We start from the raw sequence: 22,011 nt of genomic DNA on the forward strand, positions 1-22,011 counted from the left end.
GATTGGCCTTTCACCCCTAGCCACAAGTCATCCGCTAATTTTTCAACATTAGTCGGTTCGGTCCTCCAGTAAGTGTTACCTCACCTTCAACCTGCCCATGGCTAGATCACCTGGTTTCGGGTCTAATCCTAGCAACTGTACGCCCAGTTAAGACTCGGTTTCCCTACGGCTCCCCTAATCGGTTAACCTTGCTACTAAAATTAAGTCGCTGACCCATTATACAAAAGGTACGCAGTCACCCCATCACTAAGCCACCTCTGCTTGATTTTGTGTGTTGATCAACGCTACGCGTTGTTAACCACAGTCAAACTGAAGTACTTGTTACCACTAAACGACAATAGCTTAGTGATGGGGCTCCTACTGCTTGTACGTACACGGTTTCAGGTTCTATTTCACTCCCCTCACAGGGGTTCTTTTCGCCTTTCCCTCACGGTACTGGTTCACTATCGGTCAGTCAGGAGTATTTAGCCTTGGAGGATGGTCCCCCCATGTTCAGACAGGATATCACGTGTCCCGTCCTACTCGATTTCACGGTAAAAGCGTTGTCGGCTACGGGGCTATCACCCTGTTCCGCTGTGCTTTCCAGCACATTCACCTGACGCTAATGCCGCTTAAGGGCTAATCCGGGGTCGCTCGCCGCTACTGCCGGAATCTCAATTGATTTCTCTTCCTCGGGGTACTTAGATGTTTCAGTTCCCCCGGTTCGCCTCGCTACGCTATGTATTCACGYAGCGATAACTGCTTATGCAGCTGGGTTTCCCCATTCGGAAATCGCAGACTCAAGTGGCTTTTACTGCCTAATCTACGCTTATCGCAAGTTAATACGTCCTTCATCGCCTCTGACTGCCAAGGCATCCACCGTGTACGCTTAGTCACTTAACCATACAACCCCAAGAGGTTTCGTATGGCAACAACCAAGGTTTCTCTCTAAAAGAGAGGATTTGTTTTCGCCGGACTCTACACAAGACACTTGAATGTGTTTGTTTTGAGAACTCGTTTTTTATCCCTTCTTTAAATAAGAAGTCATAAAAAACATTTGTAATTGAATTCGAAAATTCAATTTACTAGTCAGCTTTCCAGATTGTTAAAGAGCATAACGCAAAAAGCGTTAATCAATAACCGAGGTCATTCATTAGCGCTTTCGCKATTTCTTTTACATTTTAACCAAGCAATCTGTGTGGACACTGCATAAAACARRMAGTCTTTAGGTAAGGAGGTGATCCAGCCCCAGGTTCCCCTAGGGCTACCTTGTTACGACTTCACCCCAGTCATGAACCACACCGTGGTAAACGCCCTCCCGAAGGTTAAGCTATCTACTTCTGGTGCAGCCCACTCCCATGGTGTGACGGGCGGTGTGTACAAGGCCCGGGAACGTATTCACCGTGACATTCTGATTCACGATTACTAGCGATTCCGACTTCACGGAGTCGAGTTGCAGACTCCGATCCGGACTACGACGTACTTTGTGGGATTCGCTCACCATCGCTGGTTGGCAGCCCTCTGTATACGCCATTGTAGCACGTGTGTAGCCCTACTCGTAAGGGCCATGATGACTTGACGTCGTCCCCACCTTCCTCCGGTTTATCACCGGCAGTCTCCCTGGAGTTCCCACCATTACGTGCTGGCAAACAAGGATAAGGGTTGCGCTCGTTGCGGGACTTAACCCAACATTTCACAACACGAGCTGACGACAGCCATGCAGCACCTGTCTCAGAGYTCCCGAAGGCACACCTGCGTCTCCGCTGGCTTCTCTGGATGTCAAGAGTAGGTAAGGTTCTTCGCGTTGCATCGAATTAAACCACATGCTCCACCGCTTGTGCGGGCCCCCGTCAATTCATTTGAGTTTTAATCTTGCGACCGTACTCCCCAGGCGGTCTACTTAACGCGTTAGCTCCGAAAGCCACGGCTCAAGGCCACAACCTCCAAGTAGACATCGTTTACGGCGTGGACTACCAGGGTATCTAATCCTGTTTGCTCCCCACGCTTTCGCATCTGAGCGTCAGTCTTTGTCCAGGGGGCCGCCTTCGCCACCGGTATTCCTTCAGATCTCTACGCATTTCACCGCTACACCTGAAATTCTACCCCCCTCTACAAGACTCTAGTTAGCCAGTTCGAAATGCTGTTCCGAGGTTGAGCCCCGGGCTTTCACATCTCGCTTAACTAACCGCCTGCATGCGCTTTACGCCCAGTAATTCCGATTAACGCTCGCACCCTCCGTATTACCGCGGCTGCTGGCACGGAGTTAGCCGGTGCTTCTTCTGTCGCTAACGTCAAGATGRACAGCTATTAACTATCCACCCTTCCTCACGACTGAAAGTACTTTACAACCCGAAGGCCTTCTTCATACACGCGGCATGGCTGCATCAGGGTTTCCCCCATTGTGCAATATTCCCCACTGCTGCCTCCCGTAGGAGTCTGGACCGTGTCTCAGTTCCAGTGTGGCTGATCATCCTCTCAGACCAGCTAGGGATCGTTGCCTTGGTGAGCCTTTACCCCACCAACTAGCTAATCCCACCTGGGCTAATCTTGACGCGAGAGGCCCGAAGGTCCCCCTCTTTGGTCCGAAGACGTTATGCGGTATTAGCTATCGTTTCCAATAGTTATCCCCCACATCAAGGCATATTCCCAGGCATTACTCACCCGTCCGCCGCTCGTCAGCAAAGAAGCAAGCTTCTYYCTGTTACCGCTCGACTTGCATGTGTTAGGCCTGCCGCCAGCGTTCAATCTGAGCCATGATCAAACTCTTCAATTAAAGTTTTGTTGTTCCTTTCGGAACGGCTCAATGATTTTTACTGATTTTCTTGTTTCGTTACTTCTAAAAGAAGTAATGAAGCATAAATTGACTGTGTCATCTTGCGATGATTAAGGTCACTCAGTTCATTGATAAATCTTTCGACGAATCATTTYACGAGTGCCCACACAGATTGCATGGTCAAATTGTTAAAGAACATTGACTCAACACCTTGTGTTGGTCAGGCTGCGTATCTTACGCAGCTTTACTTTTAAGTCAAGAAGTTTTTAATTTAATTAAAACCGCTTCCTGACTGACTTCGACAATGCAAAAGGTTAATTTTTAACGCTTTCGTCTTACTCATCAAAGAGGCTGGCCATTCTATGCAATTAAAACCTGGTGTCAAGCACCTATTTTTGATAGCTTTCTTTGCCAAACCACTTACCTACAAGTTATGCACAGCTTATATATAACTTGCTAAGCTCGCCCACTCCCTGCTGGTGTGGCGGCATTATAGGGAGCCAGTCCAGCATGGCAACTCTTTTTTGTTATTTATATCCTACTTGATGATATTTCCAGCCAAACAGGCCAAAATCAACAAAAAACCATCAAAGTTAGAGTCAGGTGTCCTGGAGCTCAGGACAATCGTCGTTAATACCCGATTTAACTACGTGGATTATGGTACCCAAGCTCAGAACAGCACTTAAGCTTAGTCTATTATCGGCAGGTTGTTTCTTAATAAAGAGACATGCAAGAAGAAGTAGTAGTCAGAAAGTTTTCTGACTACCTAAAGAAGATCAGTCAATGGCGACAATAAAGTAAGGATTCAGTAAATCTTCGCGCTGATAGTATAGCGGCTCACCCGTTAATTGATTAACAGTCGCTCCCGCACTTTCAGCCACGCATTGGCCCGCAGCGGTATCCCACATCATTGTTGGACCTAAACGAGGGTAGTATTGAGCTCGACCTTCAGCAACCAGACAGAATTTCAATGATGAACCGACTTCTGTCATTTTGTGTTCACCCAGTTGTTCTAGATAGCTTGCCATATCCGGACTTGGGTGAGAGCGGCTACCCACGACCGTTGGTACTGTTGCTGGCCGTACTTTAATCTGATCTCGACCCGCTTTAGTTTGGAGCCATGCCTTGTCACCATCGGCCAACCAACTCTTGTCTAGCGCTGGAGCATGAACAACCGCCAGAACCGGCTTACCTTCTTTTATTAAGGCAATATTAACGGTGAACTCACCATTCTGACGTAAGAACTCTTTTGTGCCATCTAATGGATCCACCAACCAGAATGACGACCAGTGTTGCCTTTCCGGCCAAGGAGTATGCGCTGACTCTTCTGATAATATAGGGATCTCAGGGGTTAGCGACATTAGTCGCTCTACTATAATAGTATTGGCCGCAATATCAGCTTCAGTCACTGGACTGCTATCCGCTTTTTCTTCAACCTGAACATTTGCATGGTAACGATCCATAATCGCTTTGCCTGCATCTAAAGCAATGTCATAGATAGATTCGAGTAGTGCACTCACCAGCGGCTCCTTTTATTAGCGGATAATTTGACGTTCTTTCAATGAACACAAGGACAATTCAACCAACTCTGCTACCGATTTATCACCCGCCTGCAAATGAATTTCCGGATGTTCTGGTGCCTGATATTCAGAATCAATCCCCGTGAACTGCTTAATTTCACCTGCTCGGGCTTTTTTATACAAGCCTTTGGGATCACGCTTCTCACATTCACCTAATGGAGTATCAACAAAGACTTCAAGAAACTCCCCTTCAGGTAGTAATTCACGCACTAACTGACGCTCTTCTCTATGAGGTGAAATAAAAGCGGTCAGTACAATCAATCCCGCATCAGCCATTAATTTAGCGACTTCGCCAATCCGGCGGATATTTTCACGGCGATCTTCCGATGAGAATCCGAGATCACGGCACAAACCATGACGTACATTATCACCGTCTAATAGATAGGTATGATAACCCAACTCAGCTAAACGGCTCTCTAACGCTCCGGCAACAGTCGACTTACCGGCACCGCTTAAACCGGTAAACCACATCACACAGGGTTTCTGTTTTTTCTGTTCAGAACGATATGCTTTATCAATATTATGGCTGTGCCACACCACATTTTCATTGTCTTGAGGTTGAATAATGGCGGTCATAACAAACTCCGTTCCATGATGTTGTATTTAAAAATAGAATTTAAAAAGGAAATAACAGTGGGATTAACGTGAGAACAACCACGGAGTACACCACTGAAATCGGAAAACCAATACGCAGATAATCTTTCAGTTTGTAATTCCCGACACTGTAAACCAGCAAGTTCGTCTGATAACCATAAGGAGAAATAAAGCTCGCACTGGCACCAAATAAAACAGCCATAATAAAAGGCATCGGATCTGCACCGTACCCCATCGCCAGACTGTAACTAATTGGAAATGACAATGCAGCTGCTGCATTGTTAGTGACCAGCTCAGTTAATACCAGCGTCAACAGATAGACGGCAATTAAAGCCCCATACATCCCCCAGCCATTAAATGAAGTCATCAGCATGTTACCCATACGTTCAGATAACCCACTGGAAATCATTAACTGCGCCAGCGATAACGCAGATCCGACAATAACGACTATATCAATAGGGAATTGACGTCTTAGCTCAGTAAAAGAGATAACACCTGTTGCTAATAAAAGTAAGATGTAAGCTGTCAGGCCTTTAATGATTGGAAGTACATCTGATAAAGCAGCAAGGATCACTGCCATAAACCCTGCCAGCACAGCCAGGCTTTTCGTACTATCAAGCCGTGCACTGGAATCTAAACCGTTAACCAGAACGAACTCACGATTCAGCTTTTGCCTTTTCTCATCAAAGCTCTTTCCCGGCACGATAATTAACGTATCGCCAGCATGTAATTCAATATTTCCCAAACCACCAGCCAGACGTTCATGACCACGGCGAATGGCCACTACGACCGCATCAAACCGTTCTCGAAACTTAACATTCTTTAACGTCTTACCCCGGATGCCAGCAGAATGACTGACTATCACTTCCATCATGGTTTGACCATTAAGGTGGTGCTGACCGAATAATTGCAGTCCATTGATTTCTTGCAATGTTGTCACGCTTTCCACATCACCGCAAAACAACAAAGTATCACCAGCCTGAAGCTTGGTATCCGGACAAACCGGTGCAATCGTCTTCCCGTCTCGCAGTAATTCAGCCAGAAACAGACGACGTAGTGCCCGTAAGCCATTTTCGGTGACGGTTTTACCCACTAATGGGGATCCCCCTTCAACTCTGGCTTCCAGAAAGTAAGGTAATTCATCCTGGGAACTATCATCATAGTTGGGTAAAAAATGGCTGAGTGGGATTAAGATAGCCAACCCAACAACTAATACTGCCAGGCCAATGCCAGTAGGGGCAAAGAACCCTAGGCTTGGTAATCCGACATCTTCTACAAAGCTATTTATGATGAGGTTGGTTGATGTACCAATCAGGGTCAGAGTGCCACCTAAAATAGCGGCATAAGAAAGCGGGATCAGCAACTTAGACGGAGCATGACGCTGATTGCGTTTAACCGCACCAATTAACGACACAACAACGGCGGTATTATTGGTAAACGACGAAAGCAAAGCCGTAGATAAACCTAATTTCGCCACCACCGATGAATGCCCGCCCTCTGAAATCTGCCGCCCGACCCAGCTGATCAGGCGTGTTTTTTCAAGAGCAATGGAAGCAAGGATCAGTAATACCAGCGTTAACAGTGACGAATTTGTAAAATTGCCTGCCAGCGCCGGCAGATCAATCATCCCGGTCTGGAATCCAATAAACGCCGCACCCGCAAACAAATATGCCGGTTTGATCCGTGTGGTTAGTAGACAGGTTACTATCACCATCAACATGGCGAGAACCATCCCTTGCTCCCAGCCCATATTCATTATCCCAGTAATTTACTGATATCGTTCGCATTCCAATGAGGGAAATGCTTACGAATCAAGGCATTAAATTCTAGTTCGAAAGCACTAAAATCACCTTGCTGAGCAGTTGATTCAGCTAATGCTTCACGTACCATGCCAGCACCAACCGTCACATTCGTTAAACGGTCAATAATAATAAATCCGCCGGTATCAATGCAGCTCTTATAAGCATCAACAGCAATGGCTTCATTAAGGACAACTTCACACAAGCCGATACCATTTAACGGTAAAGCCTCAACCGCAAAGGTCTCAAGATTGTTGATATCCACCTGATGGCGAATAGCCTGTACCGATCCTACCGTTTTCTTGCCAGCCACTTTTATATCGTACTGACGTCCGGTTTCTAATGGCGCTTCAGCCATCCAGACAATATCGGCTAACAGATGATTACTCAGCGGTACATCATCATTAACAGCAACGATGGTATCGCCACGACTGATATCAATTTCATCATTCAACGTAAGCGTCACCGCCTGACCAGGATGTGCTTCAGGCAGATCGCCATCAAAAGTAACAATACGATTGATAGTGGATGTTTTTCCTGACGGCAGCGCTTTAATCTCATCACCCACTTTCACCACGCCGGATGCAACAGTGCCAGCAAAACCACGGAAATCTAAGTTAGGACGATTGACATATTGCACAGGGAAACGGAAATCACCGGATTCACGTTCCTGACCGAAATCCACATCTTCTAATAGGGTCAGTAGTGAATCACCTTCGTACCAAGGTGTTTTATCACTCAGGTTTACCACATTGTCGCCATCGAGTGCTGAAAGCGGCACGAATTCAATATCAAGGTCGGCATTAAGCTTATCGGCAAATGCCAGGTATTCCTCTCGGATCTGCTCATAGCGAACCTGATCAAAGCCAACCAGATCCATTTTGTTAATCGCAACAACAAAATGACGGATCCCCAGCAAACTGGCGATATAGGAATGGCGGCGTGTCTGATCCAATACCCCTTTACGCGCATCAATTAAGATCACGGCAACATCACAAGTCGATGCACCCGTTGCCATGTTACGGGTGTACTGCTCATGCCCTGGCGTGTCGGCAATAATGAATTTACGTTTTTTGGTCGAAAAATAACGATAGGCAACATCAATGGTGATGCCCTGCTCGCGCTCCGCCTGTAAGCCATCGACCAGCAAAGCCAGATCCGGCTTATCGCCCGTTGTACCTACTTTCTGGCTGTCCGTATGAATTGCCGCTAACTGATCTTCATAAATTTGATGAGAATCATGCAGCAGACGACCAATCAGGGTGCTTTTACCGTCATCGACTGAGCCACAGGTTAAAAATCTAAGTAGAGATTTGTTATGGTGCTGGTCAAGATAAGCTTCAATGCCTAACTCAGCCACTTGCTGTTCTATAGTACTGTTCATTTGTCTTTCCTTAGAAATAACCCTGACGCTTTTTCAATTCCATCGACCCTGACTGATCATGGTCAATCGCCCGTCCTTGACGCTCACTCGATGTCGCCACCAGCATTTCTTCAATAATGCCCGGTAAGGTCTTCGCTTCTGACTCGATAGCGCCGGTTAGCGGATAACACCCCAGTGTTCTGAAACGAACACTTTTATGCTCTATTTTCTCGCCAGGCTGCAGTGTCATGCGATCATCATCAGCCATGATTAACATGCCATCACGATCGACCACCGGACGCACAGCCGACAAATAAAGCGGTACGATTTCAATACCTTCTAAATAGATGTATTGCCAGATATCCAGCTCGGTCCAGTTCGATAGTGGGAAAACACGAATGCTTTCACCTTTATTGATCTGGCCGTTATAGGTTTTCCATAGCTCCGGACGCTGGTTTTTCGGATCCCAGGAATGATTCTTATCGCGGAAAGAATACACCCGCTCTTTGGCACGAGATTTCTCTTCATCACGACGGGCACCACCAAATGCCGCATCAAAACCATATTTGTCCAGAGCTTGCTTCAACCCCTGGGTTTTCATGATATCGGTATGCTTCGAAGAGCCGTGCTCAAAGGGGCTGATCCCCATTGCCATACCTTCCGGGTTTTTGTGAACCAGCAAGTCAAAGCCATACTTCTTGGCGGCGTAATCGCGAAACTCAATCATTTCGCGAAATTTCCAGTCAGTATCAACATGCAGCAAAGGAAATGGGATCTTCCCCGGATAGAATGCCTTTCGCGCTAAGTGCAACATGACCGATGAGTCTTTCCCGATGGAATACATCATCACAGGGTTATCAAACTCAGCAGCCACTTCACGGATAATATGAATACTTTCCGCTTCAAGTTGCTTGAGGTGAGTTAATCGTTTTGGATCCATTACTCTCTCCATGCTATGCCAACCTCACTACTGCTGATTGCTGTAGTTGCTGTTCCTGCTTTCCGAACCAATGTAATTTTTCTGATAAATTAACCACTTCACCCACAACAATAAGCGCAGGTGATGCGGCATTCTGTGCCAGCTGTTCAAGTTCACTCAGCTGACCTTTGAGGACTTTCTGCGTTTTCTGCGTCCCCCTTTCGATAATCGCAACAGGCGTATCACCGCCCCGGCCATGTTCAAGTAACTGTTGCTGGATATGCCCGGATTTCATCAGCCCCATATAAATGACTAAAGTCTGTTTGCCACGAGCTAACGTCGACCAGTCAAGCTGATCGCTATCAGGTTTAAGATGCCCGGTTATGAACATCGCGGTCTGAGCATGATCACGATGAGTCAGCGGAATACCTGCATATGCTGTCGCTCCGGCTGCAGCAGTAATGCCAGGCACCACCTGGAAAGGAATTCCAGCGTCAAACAACACTTCAAGCTCTTCGCCACCGCGGCCAAAAACAAAAGGATCACCGCCTTTCAGCCGCACAACACGTTTGCCTTGCTGGGCATACTGAACAATCAATTGATTGGTTTCTTCTTGCGGCACACTGTGAAAGCCGGCTTTTTTTCCGACACATACCTGTTCCGCATCACGACGCACTAAGTCCATCACTTCGTCAGAAACTAAGTAGTCGTAAAGCACGACATCTGCCTGCTGCATCAGTTGCAGTGCGCGTAGCGTTAGCAAACTTGCGTCACCGGGACCAGCACCAATCAGTGCCACCTGGCCTTGAGGAGAAGCCGACTGCGAAAGATCAACTAATTCCTGCTCGGCTTCTTGTTCTTGTCCCGCAGCCACTAACTCTGAAAAACGACCATCAAAGGCTTTTTCCCAGAACTGTCTGCGAGCAGAGAAAGAGGTAACGGTCTTAGCGAGTTGGTCACGAAAACGTCCGGCAATGGTTGCCATCTTGCCTAGGTGCTGCGGCAGTAAGGCTTCAAGCTTTTCGCGAATTAAACGCGCAAGCACGGGGGCTTTTCCTGATGAAGAGATCGCCACAATAATGGGCGAACGATCAACAATGGACGGAATAATAAAACTGCAGCGCTGAGTATCGTCCACCACGTTAACTAACACTTGGCGCTGATTGGCCGATTGATAGACCAATGCATTGACCGATTTACGTTCAGTCGCCGCAATAGCCAAAAAAATGCCATCAAGGTGTGACGGTTCAAATTCATCGGCAACGTGGGTAATTTGTTGTTCATCAATAGCTTGCTGAAACTGGCAATTCAATACCGGCGCAATTACGCGAACATCGGCTCCCGCTTTCAATAACATTCGGGTTTTACGCCATGCCACATCATTACCACCTACAACGAGGCAGGGACGACGCTTCAAATCCGCAAAAATTGGCAAGTAATCCATTTCCAGTGCTCTCAATTTATCGACTTAACTGCACTATAGACGGGACTGGATATTACCTGAAATTCTAAAATATCATTTTTTATTCCAAAAAGTTTGAACGCTTGAAAAGTCAGTCAATTGTGAAGGAGGAAAATGAATGGATAGAGAAAATAAGCCAGAATAGCGACTATCGCAGCAGAATGCGGTAAAGGCATAAAATGAACCAGGCTCATCAGGATGAACTCATACGCTGTTCGTTTTAATACCGACAACATCATTGTGTAAATACCCATCAATAACGAATTAAATACAGCTTATGAGCCTAAATACGCGATTTAAAGCACAATAAATTAAGAAGTTACCGCCACTAACCGCATATTTTTGATACCTTGAGCACACTTTCCTGTGTCTATTTCCCCTGGAGAAAATCATGAAATTATCTGCCAAGCCACTGTCGATTGCAGTACTGGGTGGTCTGCTAGCACTGGCGGGTCCGGCCACTGCAGAAACCATCAAACTACGCATTTTAGAAACCACCGATATCCATACCAATGTGATGGATTATGACTACTACAAAAACAAGCCAACGCAAAAAACAGGTCTTGTCCGTACTGCAACGTTAGTAAAAGAAGCCCGAGCGGAAGTTACTAACAGCGTATTAGTAGATAACGGTGATCTGCTCCAGGGTAGTCCGATGGGCGATTACATGGCAGATAAAGGGATCAAGCCAGGTGAGGTTCATCCTGTTTATAAAGCGATGAACTTATTAAACTACGAAGTCGGTAACCTGGGTAACCACGAGTTCAACTATGGTCTGGATTTCTTAAAAGAATCCCTTAATGACGCTGCATTTCCTTACATCAATGCGAACGTGATTGACCTGAAAACAGGCAAAAACATGTTCACGCCTTACATCATCAAACCTCATGCCTTTAAAGACACTGATGGGGTGGAACATGAAGTAAAAATCGGTTATATCGGTTTTGTTCCTCCGCAAATCCTGATTTGGGATAAGAAAAACCTGGAAGGCAAAGTAGAAGCCAGAGATATCAAACAAACGGCTGAGAAATTTGTTCCGCAAATGAAAGCTGAAGGGGCTGATGTCATCATCGCTATTCCGCATTCAGGCGTATCCGCAGACCCATACAAAGTCATGGCCGAAAACTCCGTGTATTACCTCACAGAAGTTGAAGGTATTGATGCCATTGCCTTTGGCCACTCCCACGCCGTATTCCCGAGTAAAAGCTTCGCGAAACTACCCAATGCCGACATTGAAAAAGGCACGATCAATGGTGTAGCCGCCGTCATGCCGGGTCGCTGGGGCGATCATCTGGGTGTGATGGATCTGGTACTGGATAAGCAAGGTGACACTTGGGCGGTAACCAATGCTCAAACTGAAGCTCGTCCTATCTATGATAAATTTGAGAAAAAGCCATTAGTTGAAGCTGATGAAGCGCTGGTTAAAGCGGTAAGCGATGAGCACGCTGCAACCCGTACATTCGTTAATCAGCCAATTGGTAAAGCCAGCGATGTTATGTACAGCTTCCTGGCGCTGGTTCAAGACGATCCAACAGTTCAGATTGTTAACCTTGCACAAAAAGATTATGTAGAACGCTTTATTCAAGGCGATCCTGATCTGGACGGTACTCCGGTACTGTCTGCTGCTGCACCGTTTAAAGCTGGCGGTCGAGGGAACGATCCAAGCAACTTTACTGAAGTAGAAGCAGGTCAGCTGACTTTCCGTAATGCCGCAGATCTCTACCTTTATCCGAATACCTTAGTGGCAATGAAAGTCACCGGTAAAGAAGTGAAAGAATGGCTGGAATGCTCTGCCGCCCAATTTAATCAAATCGACCTGACCAGCACAGCCCAGCAAGGCCTTATTAACTGGGAAGGTTTCCGTACCTACAACTTCGATGTCATGGAGGGAGTTGAGTATGGGATTGATGTCTCACAACCCGCACGTTATGACGGCAACTGTAAGCTCATTAATGGTCAGGCAGAGCGGATCAAAAGCTTAACTTATAACGGTAAGCCCGTTGATCCTAAGCAGCCATTTATCATTGCAACCAACAACTACCGTGCTTATAGCGGTAAGTTTGCAGGTACTGGTGAGCAGTTTGTTGCTTTTGCATCTCCTGATGAAAACCGCACGGTCGTTGCTGATTACATTAGCCGAATCAGCAAAGAGAAAGGTCAGGTTGTACCAAATGCTGATAACAACTGGCACTTCACTCCACTGAAGAGTGATCAGAAGCTGAACATCACTTTTGAAACCTCTCCGAGTGAAAAAGCGGCTAAGTTCATCAAAGAAAAAAGCCTGTATCCAATGGTACAAACCGGTACCGATAAAGTTGGCTTTGCTGTTTATCAACTCGATCTGCAAGCAAAATAACGTTTCATTAGCCTGATAATGAACTGATAAAATACCGCAGCCTAGACTGCGGTATTTTTTTGCTATGATGCCAGTAAGACTAATTAACCAGATATCCAAGATGAAAGACGTACTGAATCATTTTCTGCAGCAGTTAGGGGCCACCAGCGATGTCGCCCAGAGAGTCGTGGATCAAGCCAAATTGCTCGAACTGCCGACTCGTCACATACTACTCAATCAAGGCGAACCCCCCAGCGACTGTTATTTTTTATTAGAGGGTGTTTGTCATGCCTGCTATCTCACTGAGGATGGACGTCAGTACAGCAAGGAATTTTACTGGGATCAGGATGTGCTGCTTGGCTTTGAAAGTCTGATAACCGGCCAGCCTTCCCCCTATTTATTGGAAACACTGTCTGCCTGCCAGCTACTGGCACTCCCTATTGAGTTGCTGCAACAATGGCGCGAGCAGGGGGATCCTCTCTATATCAAATTACTGGAACGTCAGCTGCTACACAAAGAACAAAAAGAACGTTTCATGCTAATGCATTCACCAGAAGAGCGTTTTCAGTTATTTAGCGAAAGTTTTCCCGACTTGCTCAAACGCGTGGCTGATTACCAGGTAGCTTCTTATCTTGGCATTACCCCCATTAGCTTAAGCAGGATCAAAAAACGACTCGGTGAAGAGTAAGATCATCCTTTCTTAACAATGGTTAAGGCGTCCTTCTCTTCGAGCCGTTATTTTAGGCCCAATTATACGAATTGGTTTATACCAAACCCAAGGAGCGATACATCATGCAGTGGCTATGCCTTCCTTTCAGTCAGTTATCAACAGACCAGCTCTACGACCTAATGAAATTGCGTGTCGATATTTTTGTGGTCGAGCAAAACTGCCCGTACCACGAATTGGATAACCATGATCGAAAAGACGGGGTTCATCACCTCTTAGGTTATAAAGACGATAAGCTGACAGCCTATTTACGCCTGTTACCTGCTGGTACGACTTACGATAATGTGAGTCTTGGCCGCGTAGTGATAGCGCCATCAGCCAGAAGCCTTGGTATTGGCCACAGCCTGTTACAACAAGCTTTACAGCAAGCTGAGTTGTTCTGGCCAGGGAAAACGATTGATATTGGCGCGCAGGAGTACTTGCAGGATTATTACAGGCAATATGGCTTTACAGCGATCTCAGAGACCTACCTCGAAGATGACATTCCTCATGTTGATATGCGCTTAACCAAAAGCGTACCGTGAAAAAGATCACACCACTACTCATCGGCGTTATGTTATACCAATCGGGATAACCGTCCCGATTGGCACCACTCAGCAAAAACTGCATATCGAAAAGCAATAAGGCCGCATGATGCGGCCTTATATAAATTTGACTGAAGTCATGAACGCCCGTTACTGGCCACGAGCAAAACTGCCGTCTGATCGGCGGAAGAACATCACCGGATCACCAGAGCTGCTCTCAATCTGCAGGGCATCCAGCTTACCATTCGCGGTTTGCTTATAGCGTAACCACTGGCCTGATTTTATCCGGCTCAACGGCTTCCCTTTTCCTTCAATCGCCGCGACTGCATACAGATCTGACAATGGCAGTGCTTTCTCGCGGAAAATATGCGCTAGCGTTTCCCCCTTCTGCACCTGGTACTTGTACCATTTTTCAGCAGCAACCGCTTTGACCTCAGTCGCTGTCGACTCTGGCTCTGGCTTTGCCGCTGTAACAGGCTTACTCGGGCGCTTCGGAGACATCGGCTCAGCACGCTCCTCTACCGGTTCCGGCGTATTATCAAGATTCAGCTCAATATCACGGCGTACCGTCTGTTCCGGTATCGCGCTATCCGTCTTCTCACTGGCGGGAAGTAACACTAATACCAGCATCAAAGGGATCAGTACCGTCAGAGCACGACGATGTAATTTCGGCAGGTGCTGCCACTTGGCTCTCAATGGTGACAATTTTTCCAGCCATGCTTCCTTACTGATAATAAAGCGGATTTTATTAAAGGAAAAACCCGGCAGTTTAAATCCTTTCTTCTTATTTGAACGGCGTTTGGCCTGTCCCATACACAACACTCCAGAGCTTTTCAAGTCACGCAATCAAGGAATACTATTTACAAAAGTTTACCCCTTGGGGTCGAAACTGTTATCCTGCCTGCTTTAATTCACTCTACATTAAGAGATGACAAAAATGTCTGACGTTAAACTAGATACAGTTGAAACTAAAGCAAGCTACGGTATTGGTCTACAAATGGGCCAACAACTAGCACAAAGCGGTCTTGAAGGCCTAAACGTTGCTGCTATTGCTAAAGGTATCGCAACTTCTCTAACTGGTGACATGCCAGAAATCGAAGTTGATGACATCAACAATGCACTTCGTGAACTTCACACAACTGCTGATGCTGCTCGTCAAGAGCAGGCTAAAGTTGCAGCTGCTGACGGTGAAGCTTTCCTAAAAGATAACGCACTACGTTCAGAAATTACAGTAACTGAATCAGGTCTTCAGTACGAAGTACTTGTTGAAGGTAACGGCGAAATTCCTACTTCTGACAAGCAAGTACGTGTTCACTACCACGGTGAGCTAACTGACGGTACGGTATTCGACAGCTCAGTATCTCGCGGTCAGCCAGCTGAATTCCCAGTAACTGGCGTAATCGCTGGTTGGGTTGAAGCACTACAGATGATGCCTGTTGGTTCTAAGTGGAAACTGTACATCCCTCAGGATCTTGCTTATGGTGAGCGTGGCGCAGGTGCTGCTATCCCTCCATACGCAGCACTAGTCTTCGAAGTAGAACTTCTAGACATCCTGTAAGTTACCTTTAGGTAACTAAAGAAGGCGAAACGGTGCAATCGCGCTGTTTTGCCTTCCTGAAATAACGCTCACACACCGCGCAGTTAATCACATTTCTTCAATTTTATTTGCTACTTACACCACATTCTCCACTACGCTTTATAAACGCATAAAAGGAGAATGACATGGATAAAGTTCAACTAACCCGCCGTTTTTTCAGCCTCTTCACCCTCTTCTGTATCCTAGCAGCCAGCCCTTCAAGTTTCGCCTTCAGTTTTTCAGATCTTTTTGGTGGTGGTGATGATGAGAAAGCGGCAACGGCAACCTCAATCGCAGCCAATCCGCTCACTGATTTACTCAGTGGCCAGCTAGGCGTCTCCCCGGAACAAGCCGCAGGCGGAGCGGGGGCTTTACTGTCTATGGCGACCAGCCAGCTCTCGGGCGATCAAGCCAGTGAGTTAACCAAAATGATCCCAGGCGGAGATGCGTTAACGAATGCGATCCCCCCCGGACTCGGTGGCATGCTTAACACCATGGATGGACTCAATCAGGTCTTCACCGCGCTGGGAATGGATGCCAGCATGGTCAGCCAGTTTATTCCTGTTGTGATGCAATATTTAGGTGATCAGGGAGCCAGTGCCGGATTAATGGAAACATTAGGCCAGGTGTGGAACTCGACAAGCTAAGCTAATCTAATCGGCAACCTCAATGTTGCGGCAAAAGAATACAGGGTAGCCCGTGCTACCCTGTCAGCGTAAGGTAAATTAATGAAAATAATAAAAAAGCCTTATCTTCATCACCCTTGCAGGCCAGATAAGGCTTTCATCTTTTTACGCCACATTGGATACGTTATTTAAGCATTAGATACCGGAACCACCGGACTCGACATCATCTTCATGCAAACCACATTCGCGTTTAAGACCAAAGAAACGGGTTTCTTCTTCCTTCATTCCGGGTTCCCACTTACGTGTGGTATGGGTATCGCCAACGGATAAATAACCTTCTTCCCGTAATGGGTGATAAGGCAATGTATGCTGGGTCAGGTAGTGGTGAATGTCCTTATCACTCCAGTCAATCAGAGGCAAAAATTTGAACACACCATTTTGAATCGCCAGTACCGGCAGCGATGCACGTGAACTCGACTGCTCGCGACGTAAACCCGAGAACCATGCGTTCACATTCAGCTCATCCAGCGCCCGACGCATCGGTTCGACTTTATTGAGCCGGTTATATTGCTTAATACCGTCGACGCCCTGATCCCATAACTGACCATAGCGGGCTTCCTGCCATGCCGCACTGGTTTGTGCACGGTAGACATGCAGATTCAGCGATAAGCGCTCTGTCAGCTGATCGATAAACTGATAGGTTTCCTTAAACAGGTAGCCGGTATCAGTCAGGATCACCGGAACATTGGGCGCTTCCTGAGTCACCAGGTGCAACATCACAGCAGATTGGATACCAAAACTTGATGCAAGAGCAAATTCGCCGCCAAGGTTTTCCAGTGCCCAGCGAACCCTGTCCGGTGCAGAAAGTGCCTCTAAGTCAGCATTAATCTCAGCCAATTGAAGGATCTGCTCAACCTTCGTTTTTTGCAGCAAATCCGCTAATGCATAATTAGGCATAAAAATCCCTCTTTGATACGAGAACAGGTTCAATGATGCCGGCTCGGATAGTGAAATCACCAAAGTCTTCACCGTCTTCACGCTCAGTGGCCCAGCGGCCTACCAGCAGATCGATCTCATCCATAATTTGTGGCACCGTGATATTTTCCCGGTACATTTTCGGTACACGGGTACCATTACGGTTACCGCCTAAATGGACGTTATAACGACCCGGTGCTTTACCGACTAATCCGATTTCGGCCAACATTGCGCGTCCACAACCATTAGGGCAACCCGTTACCCGCAGAATGATATTCTCATCTTTCGTTAAGCCGTGTTTTTCCAGTACCGCCTCAACATCAGTCACAAACTGAGGCAGAAAACGTTCCGCTTCAGCCATTGCCAGAGGGCAGGTCGGGAAAGCGACGCAGGCCATCGAGTTTTTACGTTGCTCGCTGACGCCATCGTCGATCAAGCCATGATCGCGTGCGATCTGCTCGATCCGAGCTTTGTCCTCAGCCGGTACCCCCGCCACAATCAGATTTTGATTGGCGGTCATACGGAAATCGCCTTTATGGACTTTGGCTATCTCAGCGACACCGGTTTTGAGTGGTTTGCCCGGATAATCCAGCAAACGACCATTTTCAATGAACAACGCTAAGTGGTGCTTGCCATCAATGCCTGCAACCCAACCAATACGATCGCCCCTTTCGGTAAATTCGTAAGGGCGGCTTGCTTCAAATTGCACTCCGGCACGGTTTTCAACTTCCGCCTTAAAGACATCAACACCGACACGATCCAGGGTGTATTTCGTTTTAGCATTCTTACGATTAGAGCGGTTACCCCAATCACGCTGCGTAGTAACCACCGCAGCCGCCACATCCAGCGTTTTGTCTAATGGGATAAAACCAAAGTCATCAGCCTTGCGCGGATAGGTCGATGTATCACCATGGGTCATCGCCAGACCACCACCCACCAGCACATTAAAACCAATTAATTTACCGTTGTCAGCAATGGCGACAAAGTTCAGATCATTGGCATGAACATCGATATCGTTCTGTGGCGGAATAACCACCGTGGTTTTAAATTTCCGTGGCAGATAAGTACTGCCTAGAATTGGCTCTTCATCGCCGCCTTCAACCTTTTCACCATCAAGCCAAATTTCAGCATAAGCGCGGGTTTTCGGCAGCAGATGTTCACTGATCTTTTTCGCCCACTCATAGGCTTCCTGGTGCAGCTCTGACTCTACCGGATTGGAGGTACACAGCACGTTACGGTTTACATCACCCGCAGTGGCAATTGAATCAATACCAATCTTATTTAACGTCTGGTGCATCAGTTTAATATCAGGCTTCAACACCCCATGGAATTGAAAAGTCTGACGGGTGGTCAAGCGAATGCTACCGTACAGGCTGTGTTCTTCGGCAAACTTGTCGATCGCCAACCACTGCTTCGGAGTAATAATACCCCCTGGCATACGGGCACGAAGCATCACATTGTGTAAGGGCTCCAGCTTTTGCTTAGCACGCTCGGCACGGATATCACGATCATCCTGCTGGTACATACCATGGAAGCGAATTAACTGGAAATTATCGGCAGTAAACCCCCCGGTTGTACGATCTTGCAAGTCCTTTGCGATCGTACCCCGTAGAAAATTACTTTCGCGCTTCAGGCGTTCGTTATCTGATAATTTTTGCTCAGTCATTAGTACACATCCCTCTGATAACGCTTATTCTTTCGCAGATCATTAAGATACTGCTCTGCCTGTTCCCGGTCTTGGTTACCTTGTTGTTCAATTACAGAGATCAAGGCTTCATGGACATCTTTCGCCATATGGGTGGCATCACCACACACATAGACATGCGCCCCGTCCTGCAACCACTGCCAGACTTGCTCAGCCTGCTCCAGCACCCGATGCTGAACATACACTTTTTCTTTCTGATCGCGACTGAATGCGACATCGAGCTGATTAACCACTCCCGATTTCAGGTACTTCTGCCATTCCACCTGATAGAGAAAATCTTCAGTAAAGGTGCGATCACCAAAGAACAGCCAGTTTTTACCTTCTGCGTCGCGATTTTCACGCTCTTGAATAAAAGCACGGAATGGTGCAATACCGGTACCCGGGCCAATCATGATCACCGGAGTATTATCATCAGCCGGTAATTTAAAGTGATTATTGGATTCAACAAACACCTTGACGCTATCACCTTCTGCAAGGCGATGAGATAAGAAGCTAGATGCGCCACCCAAGCGGCTTTCACCCCCTTTTTCATACTCAACCACACCCACGGTCAGATGAACTTCTTCCCCCACTTCTTCCTGACTGGAAGCAATAGAATACAAGCGTGGCGTCAGGCGACGGAGTAAACCGGTAAGTTGCTCTGCACTGAGCTGAGTTTTCTTTTCTGCCAGCACATCAACAAGCTGAGTATTACCCGCATATTCACGTAACTTGTCTTTGTCTGCGACCAGCTTCTCCAGCTTTTTACTGCCAGACAGTTGAGCAAACTTGGTGACCAACTGCGGATTGGCTGCCGTAATTTCATAATTACTGATCAGGGCTTGCTTTAAGCTCAGCTTGTCACCATCGACTTCTACCGTTTCCTCTCCGCTCAAGCCAGCTTTAGCCAGGATAGCAGCCGCCAAAGCGGCATCATTTTCATACCAAACGCCCAGCGCATCGCCTGGTTGGTAGGTTAAGCCGGAATCTTCCAGATCAATTTCAATATGACGCACATCTTTTCCCGAACGACGACCCGTAATTTTCTGGCTAGTCAGTAAGGTGGCCGCATACGGTTTTTGCTTGGAATAGTGTGATGGAGCCTGCTGAGCCTGGCCAACCGGCAGTTGCACCACTTCAGCATCACCGCTCGATAGCGTTTCCTGAATTTTATCCAGTGCCTTCGCACGCCATTCAGCGACAGGCGCGTCATAGTCAACGTCACAGTCAAGGCGATCTAACATTGGCTTAGCGCCAAGCTTACTCAGGAAACCATCGAAATCTTTTGCAGTCTGGCAAAAGTACTCATAGCTCGAATCACCCAGCCCAATCACTGCATACTGCAGATCAGACAGTTTAGGGGCTTTCTTAGACTGTAAGAATTCGTGCAATTCGATTGCATCATCCGGGGCTTCCCCCTCGCCGTGCGTTGAAGCAACAATGATGACATGGGTGGCTTTCGCCAGATTCTTACCTTTGTAATCACCCGCCGAGAACAGCTCAACTGCAATACCTGCCGTTGTCGCTTCTTCTTTCAGCGTTTCTGCTACCCCTTTGGCATTGCCCGTCTGTGAAGCATAGATAATGGTTAACTTACCAGCAGGGTGTGCAGCAACTGATGTTCCTGGTTGTGTAACAGGCTGAAGATGACCAGCCGTCTGAGTTTGGCTTAACCCCCAGAAGTAACCACTGATCCACGCGAGTTGCTGCGGTGATGATTCAGCGGCTGCTTGCTGTAGTTGATCGATTTGTTGATCATTGAGGGGGCTGGCTATAGCCGAGAGTTCCTTAAGTAACATGACACGACGATCCCTATATATTGCGTCATATTAGATTAGCGACTCAAGGCCATAACAAGAAAGAATAGATAAGAATGTTTTATAACTTTTAGTATGATTGAAGCGCGGGGATGGCTGACCTAACAGACTATTAAGTCAGAAAACAACCATATCAACAGCAAAGTTAACATTAGAAAGTATCGGCGATACGCACCTGATGAAAGCCGACTTCAAATGCCCTTTCAGTGGCAGTATCAATATCGTGATAGCACTTTTCACTGCCGGCACCATCCGTTAAAGGTACCAGCCCGCCACGGCGATGGCGAAATTCAACAATCCATCCATTCGCCTGGATCGAAGGCTCAATGACAGCTTCAACTAAATCGCTGGCAGCATATAAGCGTTGTAATTCAGTTAATGTCATAAGCCCGCTTCCTGATAAATACCTTACTTATTAAAAATGGTACAAAAGCAGGAAAACAGGCAACAAAAAAGCCACGAAAAATCGTGGCTTGTTTGAATACATCGCTCTCGCAGAAGCTTAGATGTCGATTTCGATACCCGCAAACCAACCATCTAGCTTAACTTTGCCATCACTGTTTTTAATGAAGTCAAAGTCATAATCCATCACACGATAGCCTGCACGCAGGTTAAGATCGGCGGCAATTAAAGGCAGTGTCCACTTAACGCCGGCCTGGCCATCAACAGTGCTTGTACTGTCGTAGCTACCAAAGTTCAGATCACCAAACACAGATACAGGCGTCATCGGAAGGCCCACCTCAACATTTCCGTACAGGCTTGGCTGCCACTCGCTGAAGCTCTCGCCTTCAAATTTACCCGCATTGAATTTTGACACTGTCAAACCGATATCAAAAGCGACGGCGTCATTGTCCAAAATTTCATAGTATGCGGTGTAGTCTGTCTGGCCGAACGCGACTGAACCCGTATCAATATCGTTATAACGAATACGTAGATTCGGCACTAGTGGGATAAAATGCTCGACAGCAACGTACAGTGAGGCCGCAGTATCATCGCCATTGTTTACGTTGTTCACTTTTGCATCTGTAAACCATGCATCTGCTCCGACTTTAGCCCCTAACAGGGTTGCTGCTTGCGCAGGAACAGCAAAAGCTACAGCAACCGCTGCAGCGGAAAGAATGAGTTTTTTCATGCCGAGTCTCCGCTCTCATTAGTATTTTAAAAATTGGCGAAGACTATACCAGATGCGATATAAGAAAACCGCACCTCATTCGCATTGCTGAAATATTAAGCACAAAAAAATCAATGCTGTATGTCAACAATGCAACATTGGTACCA

General features: G+C 46.9%; 17 protein-coding genes and 2 rRNA genes. 5 read left to right on the forward strand and 14 right to left on the reverse strand.

The features are described 5' to 3' along the window. The 8 genes from L4D76_RS05655 to cysG all read right to left on the reverse strand — a co-directional run. Positions 1-882: ribosomal RNA gene (locus L4D76_RS05655) — 23S ribosomal RNA — on the reverse strand; the annotation flags it as partial. Positions 883-1,209: 327 nt separating this feature from the next. Beyond that, a 16S ribosomal RNA gene (locus L4D76_RS05660) occupies positions 1,210-2,752 on the reverse strand. Between the two features lie 776 nt (positions 2,753-3,528). Beyond that, positions 3,529-4,272 carry a 3'(2'),5'-bisphosphate nucleotidase CysQ gene (cysQ, locus tag L4D76_RS05665; protein WP_428439964.1) on the reverse strand — a complete coding sequence of 248 codons (744 nt, stop codon included), beginning with the start codon at positions 4,270-4,272 and terminating at the stop codon, positions 3,529-3,531. A gap of 15 nt (positions 4,273-4,287) precedes the next feature. Further along, positions 4,288-4,908 (reverse strand): adenylyl-sulfate kinase, encoded by a 621-nt coding sequence (gene cysC, locus L4D76_RS05670; RefSeq protein ID WP_428439965.1) that lies wholly within the window; start codon positions 4,906-4,908, stop codon positions 4,288-4,290. Between the two features lie 40 nt (positions 4,909-4,948). After that, positions 4,949-6,676, reverse strand: coding sequence for an SLC13 family permease (locus L4D76_RS05675; protein WP_428439966.1), 1,728 nt, complete (start codon positions 6,674-6,676; stop codon positions 4,949-4,951). A 5-nt stretch (positions 6,677-6,681) separates the two neighbouring features. Beyond that, positions 6,682-8,109: a sulfate adenylyltransferase subunit CysN gene (gene cysN / locus L4D76_RS05680; protein ID WP_428439967.1), complete on the reverse strand. Its 1,428-nt coding sequence runs from the start codon at positions 8,107-8,109 to the stop codon at positions 6,682-6,684. A gap of 10 nt (positions 8,110-8,119) precedes the next feature. Continuing rightward, on the reverse strand, positions 8,120-9,028 hold the full coding sequence (gene cysD / locus L4D76_RS05685) for a sulfate adenylyltransferase subunit CysD (protein ID WP_428439968.1): 909 nt from the start codon (positions 9,026-9,028) through the stop codon (positions 8,120-8,122). Positions 9,029-9,041: 13 nt separating this feature from the next. Continuing rightward, on the reverse strand, positions 9,042-10,451 hold the full coding sequence (gene cysG / locus L4D76_RS05690; RefSeq protein WP_428439969.1) for a siroheme synthase CysG: 1,410 nt from the start codon (positions 10,449-10,451) through the stop codon (positions 9,042-9,044). Between the two features lie 409 nt (positions 10,452-10,860). Here cysG and L4D76_RS05695 point away from each other — a divergent pair, with 409 nt between their 5' ends. The 3 genes from L4D76_RS05695 to L4D76_RS05705 all read left to right on the forward strand — a co-directional run bounded on the left by L4D76_RS05695 (position 10,861) and on the right by L4D76_RS05705 (position 14,055). After that, complete coding sequence (locus tag L4D76_RS05695; RefSeq protein ID WP_428439970.1) at positions 10,861-12,825, forward strand: bifunctional 2',3'-cyclic-nucleotide 2'-phosphodiesterase/3'-nucleotidase; 1,965 nt, start codon at positions 10,861-10,863, stop codon at positions 12,823-12,825. Between the two features lie 100 nt (positions 12,826-12,925). Then, entirely contained in the window at positions 12,926-13,492 is a 567-nt protein-coding gene (locus L4D76_RS05700) for a Crp/Fnr family transcriptional regulator (RefSeq protein WP_428439971.1), read from the forward strand. A 104-nt stretch (positions 13,493-13,596) separates the two neighbouring features. Next, complete coding sequence (locus tag L4D76_RS05705; RefSeq protein WP_428439972.1) at positions 13,597-14,055, forward strand: GNAT family N-acetyltransferase; 459 nt, start codon at positions 13,597-13,599, stop codon at positions 14,053-14,055. 150 nt (positions 14,056-14,205) lie between these two features. Here L4D76_RS05705 and L4D76_RS05710 read toward each other — a convergent pair whose 3' ends face one another. Continuing rightward, positions 14,206-14,868 (reverse strand): LysM-like peptidoglycan-binding domain-containing protein, encoded by a 663-nt coding sequence (locus tag L4D76_RS05710; RefSeq protein WP_428439973.1) that lies wholly within the window; start codon positions 14,866-14,868, stop codon positions 14,206-14,208. A gap of 124 nt (positions 14,869-14,992) precedes the next feature. Between L4D76_RS05710 and bamJ the strand changes: the two genes are divergently transcribed. Both bamJ and L4D76_RS05720 read left to right on the forward strand, forming a co-directional pair. Beyond that, entirely contained in the window at positions 14,993-15,613 is a 621-nt protein-coding gene (bamJ, locus tag L4D76_RS05715) for a BamJ family beta-barrel-assembly machinery protein (protein ID WP_428439974.1), read from the forward strand. 164 nt (positions 15,614-15,777) lie between these two features. After that, complete coding sequence (locus L4D76_RS05720; RefSeq protein ID WP_428439975.1) at positions 15,778-16,278, forward strand: DUF2780 domain-containing protein; 501 nt, start codon at positions 15,778-15,780, stop codon at positions 16,276-16,278. 174 nt (positions 16,279-16,452) lie between these two features. Here the strand turns inward: L4D76_RS05720 and L4D76_RS05725 are convergent, their stop codons facing one another. The 5 genes from L4D76_RS05725 to L4D76_RS05745 all read right to left on the reverse strand — a co-directional run bounded on the left by L4D76_RS05725 (position 16,453) and on the right by L4D76_RS05745 (position 21,865). Beyond that, entirely contained in the window at positions 16,453-17,214 is a 762-nt protein-coding gene (locus tag L4D76_RS05725; RefSeq protein ID WP_428439976.1) for a phosphoadenylyl-sulfate reductase, read from the reverse strand. Then, a complete protein-coding gene (gene cysI / locus L4D76_RS05730; protein WP_428439977.1) occupies positions 17,207-18,898 on the reverse strand; it encodes an assimilatory sulfite reductase (NADPH) hemoprotein subunit in 1,692 nt (563 codons plus the stop codon). The genes L4D76_RS05725 and cysI overlap by 8 nt, the downstream gene beginning before the upstream one ends. Continuing rightward, on the reverse strand, positions 18,898-20,715 hold the full coding sequence (locus tag L4D76_RS05735) for an assimilatory sulfite reductase (NADPH) flavoprotein subunit (protein ID WP_428439978.1): 1,818 nt from the start codon (positions 20,713-20,715) through the stop codon (positions 18,898-18,900). Before L4D76_RS05735 ends, cysI begins: the two co-directional genes overlap by 1 nt. A 169-nt stretch (positions 20,716-20,884) precedes the next feature. Then, the gene (locus tag L4D76_RS05740) at positions 20,885-21,118 is read right to left on the reverse strand and encodes a thymidylate kinase (RefSeq protein ID WP_428439979.1); all 234 of its coding nucleotides are present in this window, start codon (positions 21,116-21,118) and stop codon (positions 20,885-20,887) included. Between the two features lie 117 nt (positions 21,119-21,235). After that, positions 21,236-21,865, reverse strand: a complete 630-nt coding sequence (locus tag L4D76_RS05745) for a TIGR04219 family outer membrane beta-barrel protein (RefSeq protein WP_428439980.1) — start codon at positions 21,863-21,865, stop codon at positions 21,236-21,238. Positions 21,866-22,011 lie beyond the last annotated feature (146 nt).

Source organism: Photobacterium sagamiensis, from assembly GCF_050337085.1.
Taxonomy (GTDB): Bacteria; Pseudomonadota; Gammaproteobacteria; order Enterobacterales; family Vibrionaceae; genus Photobacterium; species Photobacterium sagamiensis.